Source organism: Lachnospira multipara LB2003 (assembly GCF_000702205.1).
In the GTDB taxonomy this organism is placed as follows: Bacteria; Bacillota; Clostridia; order Lachnospirales; family Lachnospiraceae; genus Lachnospira; species Lachnospira multipara_A.
This window is the reverse complement of record NZ_JNKW01000005.1, coordinates 55,221-72,083: the sequence shown is the minus strand read 5'-3', so window position 1 is coordinate 72,083 and position 16,863 is coordinate 55,221. Positions and strand designations below refer to the sequence as shown.

General features: G+C 33.9%; 21 protein-coding genes and 1 riboswitch. Of the genes, 17 read left to right on the top strand and 4 right to left on the bottom strand.

Going from position 1 to position 16,863, the window contains the following annotated elements; translation table 11 throughout:
* Window positions 1-14: 14 nt before the first annotated feature.
* Entirely contained in the window at window positions 15-689 is a 675-nt protein-coding gene (locus T537_RS0104285) for a Crp/Fnr family transcriptional regulator (RefSeq protein WP_031556506.1), read from the bottom strand.
* Between the two features lie 151 nt (window positions 690-840).
* On the opposite strand from T537_RS0104285, the gene T537_RS0104280 reads away from it, so the two are divergent.
* From T537_RS0104280 to metK, 17 genes are all read left to right on the top strand, one after another.
* On the top strand, window positions 841-1,572 hold the full coding sequence (locus T537_RS0104280; RefSeq protein WP_027437965.1) for an ATP-binding protein: 732 nt from the start codon (window positions 841-843) through the stop codon (window positions 1,570-1,572).
* A 156-nt stretch (window positions 1,573-1,728) separates the two neighbouring features.
* Window positions 1,729-2,529: a carboxymuconolactone decarboxylase family protein gene (locus T537_RS0104275; RefSeq protein WP_031556505.1), complete on the top strand. Its 801-nt coding sequence runs from the start codon at window positions 1,729-1,731 to the stop codon at window positions 2,527-2,529.
* Window positions 2,530-2,542: 13 nt separating this feature from the next.
* On the top strand, window positions 2,543-3,307 hold the full coding sequence (locus T537_RS0104270; protein ID WP_027437967.1) for a SagB/ThcOx family dehydrogenase: 765 nt from the start codon (window positions 2,543-2,545) through the stop codon (window positions 3,305-3,307).
* A 111-nt stretch (window positions 3,308-3,418) separates the two neighbouring features.
* Window positions 3,419-3,727, top strand: coding sequence for a hypothetical protein (locus tag T537_RS0104265; protein ID WP_031556504.1), 309 nt, complete (start codon window positions 3,419-3,421; stop codon window positions 3,725-3,727).
* 70 nt (window positions 3,728-3,797) lie between these two features.
* A complete protein-coding gene (locus T537_RS0104260; protein WP_031556503.1) occupies window positions 3,798-4,076 on the top strand; it encodes a hypothetical protein in 279 nt (92 codons plus the stop codon).
* Window positions 4,077-4,228: 152 nt separating this feature from the next.
* Window positions 4,229-4,474 carry a hypothetical protein gene (locus tag T537_RS0104255; RefSeq protein WP_155895230.1) on the top strand — a complete coding sequence of 82 codons (246 nt, stop codon included), beginning with the start codon at window positions 4,229-4,231 and terminating at the stop codon, window positions 4,472-4,474.
* Between the two features lie 551 nt (window positions 4,475-5,025).
* Window positions 5,026-5,784, top strand: coding sequence for a metallophosphoesterase (locus T537_RS0104250; protein ID WP_027437970.1), 759 nt, complete (start codon window positions 5,026-5,028; stop codon window positions 5,782-5,784).
* Between the two features lie 58 nt (window positions 5,785-5,842).
* Window positions 5,843-6,400 carry a hypothetical protein gene (locus T537_RS0104245; RefSeq protein ID WP_031556501.1) on the top strand — a complete coding sequence of 186 codons (558 nt, stop codon included), beginning with the start codon at window positions 5,843-5,845 and terminating at the stop codon, window positions 6,398-6,400.
* Window positions 6,401-6,515: 115 nt separating this feature from the next.
* Entirely contained in the window at window positions 6,516-6,704 is a 189-nt protein-coding gene (locus T537_RS0104240; RefSeq protein WP_027437972.1) for a MerR family transcriptional regulator, read from the top strand.
* 20 nt (window positions 6,705-6,724) lie between these two features.
* Complete coding sequence (locus T537_RS0104235) at window positions 6,725-7,864, top strand: Fic family protein (protein ID WP_242839157.1); 1,140 nt, start codon at window positions 6,725-6,727, stop codon at window positions 7,862-7,864.
* Between the two features lie 21 nt (window positions 7,865-7,885).
* The gene (locus tag T537_RS0104230) at window positions 7,886-8,326 is read left to right on the top strand and encodes an HTH domain-containing protein (protein ID WP_027437974.1); all 441 of its coding nucleotides are present in this window, start codon (window positions 7,886-7,888) and stop codon (window positions 8,324-8,326) included.
* Window positions 8,327-8,402: 76 nt separating this feature from the next.
* Window positions 8,403-8,861: a low molecular weight protein-tyrosine-phosphatase gene (locus tag T537_RS0104225; RefSeq protein ID WP_031556498.1), complete on the top strand. Its 459-nt coding sequence runs from the start codon at window positions 8,403-8,405 to the stop codon at window positions 8,859-8,861.
* 161 nt (window positions 8,862-9,022) lie between these two features.
* A complete protein-coding gene (locus T537_RS0104220) occupies window positions 9,023-10,357 on the top strand; it encodes a DEAD/DEAH box helicase (protein ID WP_027437976.1) in 1,335 nt (444 codons plus the stop codon).
* Window positions 10,341-11,237 carry a YitT family protein gene (locus T537_RS0104215; protein ID WP_034244250.1) on the top strand — a complete coding sequence of 299 codons (897 nt, stop codon included), beginning with the start codon at window positions 10,341-10,343 and terminating at the stop codon, window positions 11,235-11,237. Before T537_RS0104220 ends, T537_RS0104215 begins: the two co-directional genes overlap by 17 nt.
* Before the next feature lie 93 nt (window positions 11,238-11,330).
* A complete protein-coding gene (locus tag T537_RS12830; RefSeq protein ID WP_155895228.1) occupies window positions 11,331-11,483 on the top strand; it encodes a hypothetical protein in 153 nt (50 codons plus the stop codon).
* 176 nt (window positions 11,484-11,659) lie between these two features.
* Window positions 11,660-12,766 (top strand): HD-GYP domain-containing protein, encoded by a 1,107-nt coding sequence (locus T537_RS0104205; protein WP_031556494.1) that lies wholly within the window; start codon window positions 11,660-11,662, stop codon window positions 12,764-12,766.
* A gap of 161 nt (window positions 12,767-12,927) precedes the next feature.
* A riboswitch (SAM riboswitch) is annotated at window positions 12,928-13,037 on the top strand.
* A gap of 121 nt (window positions 13,038-13,158) precedes the next feature.
* Window positions 13,159-14,334 carry a methionine adenosyltransferase gene (gene metK, locus T537_RS0104200; RefSeq protein ID WP_031556493.1) on the top strand — a complete coding sequence of 392 codons (1,176 nt, stop codon included), beginning with the start codon at window positions 13,159-13,161 and terminating at the stop codon, window positions 14,332-14,334.
* Window positions 14,335-14,476: 142 nt separating this feature from the next.
* Here metK and T537_RS0104195 read toward each other — a convergent pair whose 3' ends face one another.
* The 3 genes from T537_RS0104195 to T537_RS0104185 all read right to left on the bottom strand — a co-directional run bounded on the left by T537_RS0104195 (window position 14,477) and on the right by T537_RS0104185 (window position 16,854).
* Window positions 14,477-15,217: a hypothetical protein gene (locus T537_RS0104195; RefSeq protein WP_031556492.1), complete on the bottom strand. Its 741-nt coding sequence runs from the start codon at window positions 15,215-15,217 to the stop codon at window positions 14,477-14,479.
* A gap of 14 nt (window positions 15,218-15,231) precedes the next feature.
* Window positions 15,232-16,101, bottom strand: a complete 870-nt coding sequence (locus tag T537_RS0104190) for a hypothetical protein (protein WP_031556490.1) — start codon at window positions 16,099-16,101, stop codon at window positions 15,232-15,234.
* Window positions 16,102-16,269: 168 nt separating this feature from the next.
* A complete protein-coding gene (locus tag T537_RS0104185; RefSeq protein ID WP_031556488.1) occupies window positions 16,270-16,854 on the bottom strand; it encodes a hypothetical protein in 585 nt (194 codons plus the stop codon).
* Window positions 16,855-16,863 lie beyond the last annotated feature (9 nt).

The window sequence follows — 16,863 nt, the reverse complement described above, 5'->3', positions numbered from 1 at the left end:
TACATCCACACTTTTTATGTATCTAGAATTTTAAAATGGTTTTTATGAAAGCTTATTAGTCTGTCCTTCTTCATTTTTCCTAATTCTTTAGATAGGGCAGTTCGCTCTAAATTTAAATAATCGGCTAGTTGTTGGCGATTATATGGTATGGAAAAATCGTTAGTTCCTGCCTGTAATGAAACTGAGTTTAAATAGGACATAACTCTAGAACGTATTGTTTTTTTAGCTGTATGAAAGCTGCGTTTTGATAATTGTAAATTTTTTCTTGCGGTTATGGTAAGTAAATTGTTAAGAAGAGTATTAGTTATTTGCTTATTAAAGTTACTATTAGTAGTGCCTGTTATGGATAGTAATTTTGAAATATCAAGGAAAAGTATTTCGCAATCAGTATTGGCGATGACATCAACAAGCATAATTTCAGGGTTTAGAAGGGCATAAACTTCTGCAAAAAGTTGTCCTTTATTAATGTGATTTAGAATACTTCGGTTTCCCCAGATATCATTACTTTCAATATTAACGCTACCTGATAGAACAATGCCTAGTCTAGTTGTTGTTTCGCCGGCTCTAAGGATTATTGTACCTTTGTGGTATTTTTTACTTGTGGGATTTAGAATTGTCATTGCCTTTTTGAAATCCGTATCAGTAAGATTATTAAATAGAGGATTATTCATTAATTCTATTTTATCCATATTTAAACCTCGTTGGTGGTTATAACCACGTATTCTTTTTTCTTAGTATATTATAATTCTCACGATCGGTAAAGCTAAGGCTAAGTTGCAAAGCGAATTTAAAATGCCTGCTTTACATTTATATATAAGAAATAGAATGAGAGGTATAAAAATGCTTAGACAGATTATTCATATTGATGAAGAGTTATGTAACGGTTGTGGTTTATGTGCAAGCGCTTGTCATGAAGGTGCTATAGAAATTATTGATGGTAAGGCTAAGCTTGTACGTGAGCATTTTTGCGATGGACTTGGGGACTGTCTTCCTAGCTGTCCAACTAATGCTATAAGTTTTGAACACAGGGATGCGCCAGCTTATGATGAAGCAGCAGTTATGGAAAGTAAGAAAAAGAAGCTGACAAATGACAGTAACAGGATAAATGTTGGCCAATCTAGTGGATGTCCTGGTTCTAGAATGAGAACATTTAATAGAGATGTTAATTTGGAAGCTAACAAGTTAGTATTAAAAAATGACTTGCATCCATCAAGACTTAATCAGTGGCCATGTCAAATTAAATTGGTTCCTGAAATGGCACCTTTCTTTGATGATGCGCATTTATTGATTGCTGCTGATTGTACAGCATATGCATATGCCAACATGCATGAGGATTTTATGAAGGGCAAAGTTACAATTATTGCTTGTCCTAAGCTTGATGACATTGATTATTCTACAAAGCTTACTTCTATTATTGCCAATAATTCAGTAAAAAGCGTCACAATTGTGCGTATGGAGGTGCCATGTTGCGGAGGCTTGCAGGCAGCAGCTATTACAGCTCTAAAAAATAGTGGTAAGTTTATTCCATGGCAAGTAGTAACAATATCTTGTGATGGAAGAATTATTGAGTAGGGTAAATATTTTATTTGATTTAAATTAGCTGTTGACTTGGAGTTAACTCGAAGGTGTATATTGTATCTGTTAGATGTAATTGAGTCTTTAGTCGTATTTTTAGTGTAGATTGAAGTTAGATAGACGGATTAGGAATAGAATAAGGAGGAAAAACTAATGACAGAGAAAATTGTACAAACAGCAGGAAGAAATCAGCTTGGGGAATTTGCGCCGGAGTTTGCACATTTTAATGATGATGTGCTATTTGGTGAAAATTGGAACAATCAGGATATTGATGTAAAAACGAGATGCATAATTACAGTTGTGTCGCTTATGGCTCAGGGTATTACTGATAGCAGTCTTAAGTATCATATTGATAATGCCCAAAAGCATGGTGTATCTCAAAAAGAAATGGCAGCAATCATAACACATGTAGCTTTCTATGCTGGTTGGCCAAAGGCATGGGCTGTGTTTAATTTGGCTAAGGAAGTTTATGGCGAGGATGTAGAAAGCTTGGCTAAGGAAGTTAACGGGGAGACAGAAGAGAATTTGGTGCAAACTAAAGAGTCTTATGAAAAATCAATCTTCTTCCCAGTTGGAGAGCCTAATCCTTATGGAAAATTTTTTGACGGACAGAGTTATCTTGCTCAAGTTTCAGATAAGCAGGTTCCTATGTTTAATGTAACTTTTGAACCAGGATGTAGAAATCATTGGCATATTCATCATGCAAAATCTGGTGGTGGACAGATGCTTATCTGCGTTGGAGGTAGAGGTTTCTATCAAGAATGGGGAAAAGATGCTGTTGAAATGACTCCTGGAACTATTATAAATATTCCAGCAGAGGTTAAGCATTGGCATGGAGCAGCGGCTGATTCATGGTTCTCACACCTTGCAATTGAAGTAGAGGGTGAGGAGACAAGCAATGAATGGTGCGAAGCAGTAACAGAGGAGGATTACGCTAAAGCTGTTAATAAATAAGGAGGCTATTTTTATGGCTACGATTAAAGAAAACAGACGATTCCTAAAGACATATTTTAGTGATATGGCTGGAATTAAGACTGATGCGGTTCTTGGCTTAGAAAAGCCGGCAGCACAAAAGCAGGTAAAAGATGGTGAAAGGCTTATAAAGTTAGCAAGTCCATCTAAGGATATTGTAAAGTGTAATGATACGTTTGATAATATTAAATCTAGAAGAAGCGTGAGAAATTATTCGGATGAAGCTATTAGTTTTGAAGAACTTTCATACCTTTTATGGGCAAGTTTTGGCGTTACTGATATTGACTCTAAGGGCAATAAAAAAAGAGCGGTGCCATCAGGTGGGGCGTGTTATCCTATTGAGACTTATATTATTGTAAGAAATGTTAAGGGTTTAGAGCAGGGTATTTATAGATATCGTCCTTTAGATAATGAACTTGCTTTTATAAAGAGTATTGATAAGATGCAGGAAGTTATTGAGAGTTTTATGCTAGATTCTAAACAGCCTTACCTTCCAGGTTTTGCCAATGGTGCAGCAGTACTTTTTGCATGGTCAGCAGTTCCATATCGTGGAGAGTATAAGTTTAATATAATGACCCATAAAAAGATTCTTATTGATGTTGGACATATATGTCAAAATCTATATATTGCAAGTGAATCTATAGATGCAGGAACTTGTGCAATTGGTATCTATGATCAGGATAGGGTGGATGCATTGCTTGATCTTGATGGTGAAGATGAATTTGTAATTTATCTGGCAGCAGTTGGTAAGAAAAAATAAATTTTATATATAGAGTTCTTTAAAATCCAGTCAAATTTCTTGGCTGGATTTTAATTTTTATTTTGCCTATGTTAGAATGAAAAAGAAGTAGAAAAAAGTGAGGTGTGAGAAGTGATATATATATTAATCGGTTTAGTTGTATTGGCTATTATTGTTTTTGTTTATAACAATTTTTTTAATAACGAAGCTAAAAGCGAAGTTGGAAAGCATAATATAAATAGCTCACCAGTTGCTCTTAATAAGCCCATCGGTCAGTCTGGTATTAATTCGAATAGTGGTAAAATTAGATTAAATAGTAGTGCTTATTCACAGGTCCTTAATCTTAAAAGAGCAGGTAGAGTTGTGGAAGCAATTAAAATGGTAAGAGAATTTACAGGTGTAAGTCTTGTGGAAGCTAAGGATTATGTAGATAGTTTATAAAGACTAATTATTGCATTGCTGATTGAAAGGGATGGAAATATTATAAGCAGTTTTTTAAAGGAGCAGAATTATGATTAATGGAAATATTGATGAATTCGTAGATAAACTCTGGGGTGGTGAAGAAGTGATTTATACCTATCATGGAAAAAAGTATTTTTCGCAAGGATATAATCTTGATGATGGAACGTATTATTTCGAGCTGCAGCAGTGGGAACCCACAGCATCCGTTTTATGGAGTGTAAAAGGATTGGATTGTTCTGCAAGTTTAGATGCGTTTTTAAAAGAACCATTATTTGATGGAAGAACTTTCTGGGAATGTGAAAAGGAAATGGAATGGGTAGACGAATAAAAAATCCCCTTGGGCGCTACCTCAACTAACACTCAATGGGAAATATTTGAGGATACCCTAAGATGCATCCTAATGTTCCGCATCAGCATAAGATAATCTATTACGATAATGTAAAGATGCATAGAGATAGTTCAGATACGGAGGTAAAACAAATGAATTTAGATCAGTTAAGAGAATATGTTTCTGAGGGACGTGAGATTGAATTTAAGTTCAATGGAAAAAAGTATTCTATAACGTATGGAGTGATTGACGGTAAAGATGTGATTTCATTCTGTGAGTTTTATCAGGAGACAACGGAAGTGGAGACTGTTGATGAACTCATAAAAGTAGAGCAAGATGGAGTCACTGTGCTTCGCATGTTGGAGTCAATTACAGAAGAGGATATTTGGATTTATTAAAATGAATAATGGTGTGTTTTGGATAAGGAAAAGATGAAAACAATATAATCTATTGCAATTTTTCTTTTTTTTGAATATATTATATGTAACAGAGTTGCCCAAAGTCTTTTTGGCATTGGGGACCAAGCTGAGACTTGTGCTCAGCTTTTTTACGTTGCAGACACTGTAAAAAGTGATATATGACTACAGAAATGATATTGATTTGGAGTTGATTGGTTTTCCAGAGAATTACTTGGAAATTATGAAGAATAATTTGTAAAATAAGAATAAACAACCACTTTTCGTTAGCAGTAATTTATGAAAAGTGGTTGCTTTTTATTATGAGCGTGGAGAATTATGCAATGAAATGAGTCGTGTACCGTAACAACAACGTGTTTAAAATGACCATCTCGGTCGATATATGAACTGAACTAAATATTTGATAAAAAGTGGGCATGTGGTCACAAATTGTCAAAATAATAATTGATGTTGTAAAATCTGAAAAATCACCCTAAATGGAGATGGAAAAGCATAAGCATATTAGGATAGAATAATATTACGGAGGAATTACTATGATTTATATTACTGGAGATACGCATGCTGACTTTAAACGTAGATTTAATATGGATAATTTTCCTGAACAAATGGAAATGACTAAGGATGATTATGTGATTATCTGTGGTGATTTTGGTGGAGTTTGGAATGTGGGGCAGGAGAGCAAAAATGAGAAGCATTGGCTTGACTGGTTTGAAGAACGTTCATACACGCTTTTGTTTGTCGATGGCAATCATGAAAACTTTGATAGATTGAATAGTTATCCTGTTAAGGAGTGGCATGGAGGCAAGGTTCATGAACTCAGACCACATGTGCTGCATTTAATGCGTGGTCAAGTTTTTGAAATAGATGAAAAGAAGATTTTTACTTTTGGTGGTGCAAGCAGTCATGATGTAACGGGTGGAATTCTTGAAACCGATGACCCGGACTTTAAGCTAAAGAAGAAAAGACTCGATAAAGAATATGAACTTTATCGTATCAACCATCTCTCTTGGTGGGAACAGGAACTTGCGAATGAAGAAGAGATGGAAGAAGGCAGAAACAACTTGCGAAAGCATGATTATACTGTGGATTTTATTATTACACATTGTTGTTCTAGTAGTACGCAGGTGCTATTGGGAGGCACTATGTATAAGCCGGATAGAGAGACGGATTATTTGGAGTTTATAAAAAACAATGTGAACTATAAAAAGTGGTTCTTTGGACACTACCACGATAATAGAAATATATTCGATAAAGAGATTTTAATCTATGAACAAATGATTCGAATCTCATAAAGGGTCATGGATGATTTTTTCGCGGATTTTTAAAAAAAAGATGAAAGGATAATGTGCCATGAAAACTATAGATATGAGATTTGATTCCAATTTAATACAGAGTTGGATTGGAAAGTCGTTTGTTAAGTATAAGTGCGATGCTTTTGAGTATACCAATAGCGTGACACAGATAGTTGGATTGTATATTGGTGATGAAGTGTATGCATTTACCAATGTGCAGGAGGCAGTCGATTATTTCGGCGCAATAGATGATATGGCAGTAGCTAAATTATCAGTTACAGCGGATTCAATGATAAAGTCAGCATTCAAGAATGTTGAAATGATATCTACACCTGTAGGAGAAGAGATTACTTCGGTAAAGATGGTTAACGAACAGCAGACTATGGCGATTAACGGTGAACCTGCATATGAGGTTTGGCTTACGAGAGCAATTATTTTCGAAGTGGGTGGTCGTGAGATATCTTTTGAGAAGGATACAGTTCCGTTTTCTGAGGAAATAACAATTCAGAGAGGATATGATTTGATTGATAAAATCTCTGATAATGATGATTTCTTGGAAGAGTGGGATGAGGAGTATTCGCCGGCATATAAAAGAGAAGTAGTTGTAGTAAAATGATAAAGGAAAGGAATGTGGCAAATGCGCCATATTCCTTTCCTTTTTCTTGTAAATGTTCGCTGCTACGAATATAATAGAATTGTTGGATTTTAACTTAATCTAATAGGAGAAATCTATGGAATATTTAACAACTTCAGAAATTGCAAAGATTTGGGGAATAACCGCGCGTAGAGTACAGATTCTATGTAAAGAAGGTCGCGTTGAAGGTGCTATTAATAAGGGGATATGGCTTATCCCGGACAATGCGGAAAAACCAGAAGATCCTAGAAAGGTTCGAAAAATGAAGAAAGAAAACGACGTATAGAATAAATCAGGAGGAGAAATATGGTGGATGATATAAAAAATGACCCATTTGAAGAATATATAAAACAATCAGAGCCATCAAAAAAAGATTTGGGTTATGCATGGTATACTGCCATGGGACTCCAAGCAGTTGATGGTTTAAAAACATCTGATTATCTTAAAAAAGTTGCGAAAGATAATATTGAAGGAAATATCTCTTTGCCTGAGGCTAATAAACTGATTGAGAGTTATTATATTGCATCGACAGATAGAAAAGAAAGCAGTGATAGAGACAGAGAAGCAGATATTGTCGCGGGTAGAATCGCAGCGATTCTATCTGAAAATGCATTTACATTTTCGGTTCCTCAGTATATTGGAATTCATAGAAGAATTTTTGAAGGAGTATTTTCTCATGCCGGGAAAATTCGAGATTACAACATATCAAAGCGAGAATGGGTGTTAGATGGTGCTTCGGTGAATTATGGAAATGCTCTTGAACTCAGGGAAATGCTAGAATACGATATGCAAAAGGAAAGAGAGTACAAGTATGCATTTTCTGCTGTGGCAGAGCTGATTCCTCATCTGGCAGAGTTTGTTTCGAATCTATGGCAAATTCATGCATTTGGTGAGGGGAATACGAGAACGACAGCAGTATTTCTCATTAAATATTTGAGGTCCTTAGGATTTGATGTAACTAATGATTTGTTTGCAAAGAATTCCTGGTATTTTAGAAATGCTTTGGTTAGAGCAAATTATAACGATTATACGAAAAATATTCGGGAAACAACAGAGTATTTGGAATTGTTTTTAAGAAATCTTTTGCTAGGAGAAACAAATGAACTGAAAAATAGATATCTTCATGTTAGATGGAAAGATGCAAAACAGGACATTCAGGGAATAAAACAGGATATTGGAGACTCGAAACAGGACATTCAGGAGATAAAACAGGATATTGAAATACCGAATGAGCTAAGCTCAAAGACAAAACAGCACATTCGAGATTTGTTTTGTGAATTTGGATATGACCGGTTCTTTGGAAGAACAGATGTGCAAAATATTCTAGGATTAACAGCATCTCCTTCATCTGCTTTGTTAAAAAGAATGCTTGAATTGGATTTAATTTATCCAATGAAGGGAAAAGGCAAAGGGAAGTATCTTTTTAAGAATACGGAAGATAAGTAAGTTGGAGAGGGCGTTGATCGTATGTGTAAGGAGTTGGAAGCAATTGGACTTCCAGATCCTGTGTTTGATAACAATACGTTTATTCTCAAGACGACAATTATGAGTTCGTCTTATCAAAAGTTGCCGATTGAAGACTTAAAAGTTGCCGATTCAGTTCAAAACGGCAATGTTGAAGAACAAAACTTGCCGATTAAACTTTTTAGAGATGCTTTTTTACAAGCTTGTACAAATAAAAACTATAATGAGCCAACAATTGATAATATGAAAAGGGTGTACGATAACTTGGAGGTCAATCAAGTGTTTAGTTCTGCTTATATCAAAAAAATACTTGAATGTTCCGAGCGAACAGCCAGAAATCTTATTACAAAGCTTAAGGAGACAGAGACGATAGTGCCTGTCACAGGAAAAGGAAAAGGAATGTATCGCTTTAAATACGCAACAGAATATGATAAAAATAGTTAACAAATAGAAGAGATGATACATTGTTAAAAACATCGGGAAAGCCCGTAAATACAGCATTTATAAGGAATTTAAGACAATGATAAAAATACTTTTCATCTGCCACGGCAACATTTGTCGTTCGCCAATGGCAGAATTTATTATGAAAGATAAAATTAAGAAAATGGGACGTGAAGGGGAGTTTTATGTGGAATCGGCTGCGACTTCTTCTGAAGAGATTTGGAGAGGCGTGGGAAATCCGGTATATCCACCAGCAAGGGATGTTTTAAGAGCACATGGAATAGATTGTGCTGGAAAGAGAGCACGCCAGATTGTATTAGAAGACTATGATAATTTCGATTTATTAATAGCAATGGATGAGAACAATATTAGAAATATGAGGAGGCTTTGGAAAAGTGATCCTGAGAATAAGATTCATCTTATGATGGAGTATGCAGGCCTTAAAAGAGGAGTGGCTGATCCATGGTATACAGGTGATTTTAATACAACTTGGGATGATATTGAGTTAGGTGTAACAAGGCTTTTGGAAAGTTTATAAAATGTTTAGGAAAAAATTAATATATGTTTTGTATTTTGTGGGAAAGTACTGTATAATAATGTAGCTATTTTTGTGAATAAAGTACTAAGAAACATAAAGACCTACGACTGATCGGGCGATGTGCTTTTGATCAGTCTTTTTTTTGGAAAGAGAGAAACATATTGAAATTTAAAGAATTTGGAATTAAGAAAGATATTTTAAACGCGATTCGAAGAGCTGGTTATGAAGAGGCTACACCAATTCAGGAAAAAGCAATTCCTGTAATTATGGAAGGCAAGGACGTAATTGGTTTAGCGCAGACTGGTACAGGTAAGACTGCAGCTTTTGCCTTACCTATTTTAAATGCTATAGAGTTTAGAAAGAGAGCAAGAGTAAGGGCACTTATTCTTACACCGACACGAGAACTAGCAATTCAGACTTTTGAAAATTTTAAAAAATACGGTCGTTATATGGATTTACGAACAGTATGTCTATATGGTGGCGCTAAAAAAGGCAACCAAATTGCTCAGATTAAAAGGGGCGCTGACATTATAGTTGCAACACCGGGAAGACTATTAGATTTATATGATGAGGGATTTATTGATTTTAAATCAGTGGATTTCTTTGTATTAGATGAAGCTGATAGAATGCTTGATATGGGCTTTGTTCCTGATGTTAAGAAGATTAATACATTGCTTCCTGAATGGAGACAGATGATTATGTTCTCTGCAACTATGGATAAATCTGTGGAGGATTTAGCAGGACAGTTACTAAAGGATCCTGTTAGAATACAGATTGCAGCAAAAAATGACACAGCATCTACAGTGGAACAGCGTCTAATTTATACAAAAGGCGAATATAAGGATAAGATACTTATTCATTTTTTAAAGGAGGAAATTCAAACTGAGGAAAACCTTGCCCTCCCTAAAAAGGATAGAAAAAATGCCATTGTATTTACTAGAACTAAAAAGGGTGCAGACAGATTGAATTCTTGCCTTGTAAAGGCTGGCCTTAATTCAGTGGCAATACATGGTGATAAGACTCAAGGTCAAAGAAAGGATGCGCTTGATAGATTTAGAGCGGGTCAGATGCAGATTTTAGTTGCAACTGATGTGGCAGCTAGAGGCCTTGATATTCCTAAATTAAATTATGTATTTAATTATGATTTACCAGAAGAATCAGATAATTATGTACATAGAATTGGAAGAACTGGACGTGCTGGTAAGTCAGGAATTGCATATACACTTTGTTGTGAAGATGAATTACATTTACTTATTGCAATTGAAAAATTAATAAATAAGGAAATACCTGAATATAAAACTGACTGGTCAATTGACCTAGATAGAAGTATTAAAGCATCTAAGTCAAACAAGCCTAGAAGGTTTAACAGAGGAAGACACGACAGGTTTAACAGACATAATAACGGTAATAAGAATAATAATAGAAATAATAACAATAGAAAAAATTATAGAAATCCTAAAAATTACAAAGGAGCTAAAAATGAATCTTCTAAGTAAACTTAAGCTTAATAAGACATATTCATCTGTTGGTGAATGTATTAAAGATTTAATCTATATGGGCTTTGCCACATTTATTATTGCCTTTGGTGTGTATTTTTTTATGGAGCCATCTAAGGCAGCTATTTCAAGTGTATCAGCCCTTGCAATACTTCTTAATAATGTATTGCCACTTTCAGTGTCACAATTGGCTTTTATTATGAATTTTATATTGTTAATTGTTGGCTTTGCATTATTTGGTTCAGAGTTTGGATTTAAGACAATTTACACATCTCTTATGTTGCCTTTATTCCTTGCTTTATTTGAGCATATTCATCCAGACAATGTATCATTTACTAATGATGCATTACTTGATGTTGTGATTTATATATGCATTGGAAGTTTTGGCTGTGCAATGCTTTTTAATGACAATGCAAGTTCAGGTGGAATGGATATTGTTGCAAAGGTGCTTAATAAATACTTAAAGATTGAATTAGGTAAGGCTATGAGTCTTGCCGGCATTGTTATAGCTTGTTCGACAATATTTTTCTATGATACAAAGTCTGTTATTTTATCACTATTTGGTACTTACCTTAACGGTCTTGTTCTTGATCATTTTATTTTTGGTCAGAATATTAAACGTAGAGTGTGCATTATTTCTGAAAAAGAAGAACAGATAAGAGATTTCATTTTGAACGATTTAAAGAGTGGCGCAACAATCTATGAAGCAATTGGGGCTTATGATTTAAAAAGAAGAAATGAGATTATATGTATTGTTTCTAAGATGGAATACCAAAAACTTATGTGTTTTATTGAAGAAACAGATCCTAAGGCTTTTATAACGGTTTACACAGTTTCTGAAATTAGATATATACCTAAGACAATAAAAAATTCCATATAAGGGGTTAAGTTATAAGGGAATCGTCCGATAAATTTATTACAGAGAATAAAGATTGATTTATTTATTGTGTTATTTGGTTTATGCATGATGTTTGTGGCTATTAAAATTAATAATTTAAGTAAGGTTGCTACAACTCAAACAGAAACTAATAATACAATAAATGATGTTAGAGTTATAGACAGTAATATGGAATTTGATAGCGTAATTGTGGATGAATTAAGTGTCATAAATGGATTACGTGGATAAATAATACAATTTGTTATTAAAGAACCTCAAGGAGAACGTAGGACGTGGAGAGCGTTATACAATAGCTGCTGAGAGGTTCTTTTTTTAGTGTTTTAAAATTTTAAATTGTTTGTTGACTAAGGATAATGTAAATTATATAATATTACTATAGTCTGGCGGACGATAAGGAGAATTGTATGGAAGAAGCCGTAATATTTATTTTTGATGCTAAAGCTGGCATGAAATTATCGGCCGATGTTTTTTCACAGGAAGGAAATCTCCTGGTAAAAAAGGATACTGTATTGGATTGGAAATCTATTTCAGACATTTCAAGCCATCAGGTTCTTGAGATAAAAATTTATGATGAGAATGCATCAACTAATTCAGACGTTCCAAAAGTAGAAGAGTCTGAAGAGAGTATTCAGTATTTTGACAAGATTAGACAATCTGAAGATTTTAAAGTTTTTGAGGAAAAATTTGAAAAATCAGTAGACGTTCTTAAGGAAGAATTTAAAAGCATCGTTGAAGATCATAAAGAGATTGATACTAATAAAATACTTAATAGTCCGATGGATATTATAAATAGTAGCAGCAATAGCAATAGTTTTAGATTATTAGATATGATTCATAGTATGCGCAAATATGATGATCTAACATATGTCCATAGCTTAAATGTAGCTTTAATTGCTTCTGTATTAGGGCGATGGTTAGGCATTAAAGATGAAGATGAAAAAAATCTTTTTGTTGCTGGTATGCTTCATGATATTGGTAAGGTTAAGATTCCTAAGGAAATATTAACAAAACCAGGTAAATTAACAGATAATGAGTATTCCATAATGAAGAAGCATGTAAATCTTGGCTATGAGATTTTACGAGATCAGAATATTATACAAGAGGCTAAAGAAGCGTGTTTACTTCATCATGAAAGATATGATGGAACAGGTTACCCTTTTGGACTTGTGGGTAATAAAATTCCATATGTAGCTAGGGTTATGGCGGTTGCAGATGTTTATGATGCTATGACAGCTAACAGGGTCTATAGAAAGGCTATATGTCCTTTCCAGGTTGTTGAGATGATGCATGCTGACACTTTCTCAAAGTACGATCCAGCTATTGCACTTTCTTTTTTAAAAAATATTGTTTCTTCTTACATAAATAATGATATTAGATTATCAGATGGAAGAGTTGGTAGGGTTGTTATTATTAACGAGAATGCTTTATCAAGGCCAATTGTTATGATTGGTGATGAGTTAGTAGATATGGTTAAGCATCCGGAAATTGAGATAACAGCAATTATTAATTAGCTTTATAACTTCCTTCTTCATTTTTTTACCCAGGGTAGGGAAACCTACTCTGGGGTTTTTATATATAGTTTAGTATATTAACTTGACTAATGTATACATATATTATATGATTCAAGTATAGCAGATGGTAATTTGCAATATTAAGTGAATATTGATTATATCCCTTATTAAGAGTGGTGGAGGTACATAGGACCGATGAAGCCCGGCAACCCCTCTAACATAGATTAGAGGAAGGTGCCAACCTGAGCGAGATAATTTCGAACAATAAGAGGAGTCTGAATTTGTATTTCGGGTCCTTTTTGAGGGCCTTTTTTTTATGTGAGATCTCTTATTAAGATATAAAAGATATTCAAGAAGCACGTTTTTTTAGTATGAAAGGAGATTATACAATAATGGAAAAAAGATTATTTACATCAGAATCAGTAACAGAAGGACATCCAGATAAAATCTGTGATCAGGTTTCAGATGCAGTTTTAGATGCTTTATTTGAACAGGATCCATATTCAAGAGTAGCTTGTGAAACATTAACTAATACAGGTTTTGTAATGGTTATGGGTGAGGTTACAACTAAGGCTAATATTGATATCCCAGCAATTGTACGTAAGACTGTTACAGATATTGGATATGATTCATCTGATAAGGGATTTGACGGTAACACATGTGCAGTTATGGTTGCTCTTGATAAGCAGTCAGCTGATATTGCAATGGGTGTAGATAATGCTATTGAAACAAGAGATGGTAAGGATGACTTAGAAACAGGTGCTGGCGATCAGGGTATGATGTTTGGTTATGCAACTAATGAAACACCTGAATTTATGCCATACTCAGCTAATTTAGCACAGAAGCTTTCTCTTCAGTTAACTAAGGTTCGTAAGGATGGAACACTTAGCTATTTAAGACCAGATGGTAAGACTCAGGTTACAGTAGAATATGATGAGAACGACAAGCCAGTAAGACTTGATGCTATCGTAGTTTCAAGCCAGCATGCTGCAGATGTAACACAGGAACAGATTCATGCTGATATTAAGAAGTATGTAATTGATGCTATCGTAGATCAGAACATGATTGATGAGAATACTAAGATTTATATTAACCCAACAGGCCGTTTCGTAATCGGTGGTCCTAATGGTGATTCAGGTCTTACAGGACGTAAGATTATTGTAGATACTTACGGTGGAGCTGCAAGACACGGCGGTGGAGCTTTCTCTGGTAAGGATTGTACTAAGGTAGACCGTTCAGCAGCTTATGCAGCAAGATATGTTGCTAAGAACATTGTTGCAGCAGGCCTTGCAGATAGATGTGAAATCCAGTTATCATATGCTATTGGTGTTGCAACTCCAACATCAGTTAGAGTAGATACATTTGGAACAGGTAAGCTATCAGAAGAGAAGTTAGTTGAAATTGTAAGAGAAAACTTCGATTTAAGACCAAATGGTATTATAAAGATGTTAGACCTTAGAAGACCAATTTATAAGCAGACAGCAGCTTATGGCCATTTTGGTAGAACAGATGTAGATTTACCATGGGAGCATCTTGATAAGGTAGAAACTCTTAAGAAATATTTATAATTTGTAGTTAGTGCAGATTATAAAAAATATATAAAAAAGAAGCAGTATTTTTTGTGATATGATTCCCCTTAAGTAGATTTGGTTATTTACCTTGTTTACTTAATAGGGTACATATCAGTTTAGAATATCTGCTTCTTTTTATTTATAATAAGTCTTTATTTTTTCTTAGATTAAAAATTAATGTAATTGACATAACTAGTAATAAGGAATAAATAAAAGGTCTAGATGAGTCACTGGTGTTAACATTATTATTATCAATATTATTATCAATATTATCAGCATCTCCTGCTAAATCAGCTTTTCTTGTACTTTCAATTTCTGTAATGACCTCTGATTCATTGCTTCCTTCGATTGTTGTAGTTGGCTCGTTTGTTGTATTAGCTGTTTCTTCAGTAGATTTTTCTGACTCAGTTACTTGATTAGTTGGGGTGTTATTAATGTATTGTACAATTGTTTCAAGTTTATTACCACCGTCATAATCTGAAGCATATACATATAGGAGAGACTTATAATTTTTTATATCTATATTTTGATTTGGGCCTAGGTCTATTGTAGTATCAAAAGTTCCGTTGGTAACCTCTATAGAACGAATATCCATTAATGTATAAAGCTGTAGGTTTGGATGAGATTGTATGTATTGTTGGATTTCTTCCTCTGTTACATTTGGGTTATGCGTTAAAATAAAGAATTCTAGATCCATGGAATATATGCCTAGTATTACAGCATAGATAGAGGGGTCAGTTGTTCCTGATATATGTATGTTTCTCTCATCACTGGTTGTTGCCGTAGTTGTAAGAATATTCCCAGCTTTTATAGTTTTATATTTGCTTAAGGTTAATAGAATAACCAATGCGAGTAATAGTAATATTTTTCTTTTTTTCATACATATACTCCTAATTAATATGTTGTTTTTTTAGTAGCTATGTTATATTTAACACCCATGCCAGATCCAGTTATCATACCTCTAGTCCTATCTGACCACTGCGGTCTTGATATTAAGAAATACAATTCTTTAACATTAGAATCGACTTCAACTGAGAATTGACACAATTTATAGTGATTATTATCATCATATATTGCTAATGCAGTTCCATCAACGGTTTCTTGATTGGCATTGCAATATTCATAGCTGCCATCTTTATAAACTTTTTTAACAACAGTCTTAATCCTAATTACTTCTGAACCTACTTCTTCAGTGTATTTAACATAAGTGTTAGCGTAAACTTTTTTTACTTCAGGTGTTGGATCATTAATATTGTCATAGTTTGTAGAAAATATGCTTATAAAGCGATTTATTTTTAAATAAAATTTCTTGGCGTTTGAATCAGTTATTTCAAATACTACGTTGTCGTAAAAGAAAGAATTAAATTTTAATGTATAGCTATTATCGTTTTCCGCTGTAATAGTAACGGCACCTTCATTTACATCTAGTGCTTTTATATCATTTATTTGTGCTGTGTTGTTTGTGTCAGGTTTTATTACTAGTGTTTCATGATATTTGAATTCTGCTATTTCTGCTGGGGATGTCTTACTTGTGTTAGATAAATCAAGATTATAGTTATTATTAGGTATCGTGTAGCTTTCGCCGGCTTTTTTCTTAGTGAGTACATAAATTCGTGATGCTGAACTTGGCGAAATACTAAATGTGTGTGTTTCATTATCTGCTTTTATTGGTTTCGTATATTTAGTGCTGTTTAAGGAAACAATAAATATAGTAGTCAACAAAAAGCAAGCCAAACGTTTAAATATAAGTTTGCCATTTTTCATACGCATTCTCCTTTATATTTAATTATTCACATATCTTTGCTTATATTTTAATAGAATATTTTTAAAATATCAACTGATAGGGTAAGTAGCAAAAAAATTTAAGGCTAATAGAATAACCCAATTAAGTAGTTATTCTATTAGCCTTATTTATAATTGATTGTTATGTGATTATTTTTCTTTTTGGACTAGAGGAGTGGCACATAAACTAAGGGATAGTGCTAAAAGGACAATGTATAATAAAAAACTATTTGTATCGCCTGTACTTGCTCCAGTGCCGTTTTCAGATGTGGAATTATCTTCATCTGAAATGCTTTGACTTACAGTTTCAGTTATATTATCTTTTGTTGTTTCTTCGTTTGTTGTTTCTGCTTGAGTTGTTTGCTCGAGTACACTTGAAGATGCTTTTGGAACGGTTATTTGTATTGCTTCGCTTGGTGTTGAAATTGTATTTGAGTCGTAATCACTTGTTGTTGCAGTGTATGTACCAGAAGTAGTTATTGTAAATATGGCAACATAATCTCCAATTGAATCAGTAGACACAGTCTGAAAATCAACAATGTCTCCATTAGCATTGTTAATTGTAACTGCAACAGCGAGAGCCCCAGTTGCGTTTCCATTTACTGTTAGCGTGCTATTATTTGCTGTTACTTCGGGTTTATTAATAATACTAGGAGCAGCTTTTAACTTATAAGGTTGAATTAATAATGTAATTAGGCATGCGATAATGATAAGTTGTTGTATATATTTTTTCATGTTAGTATC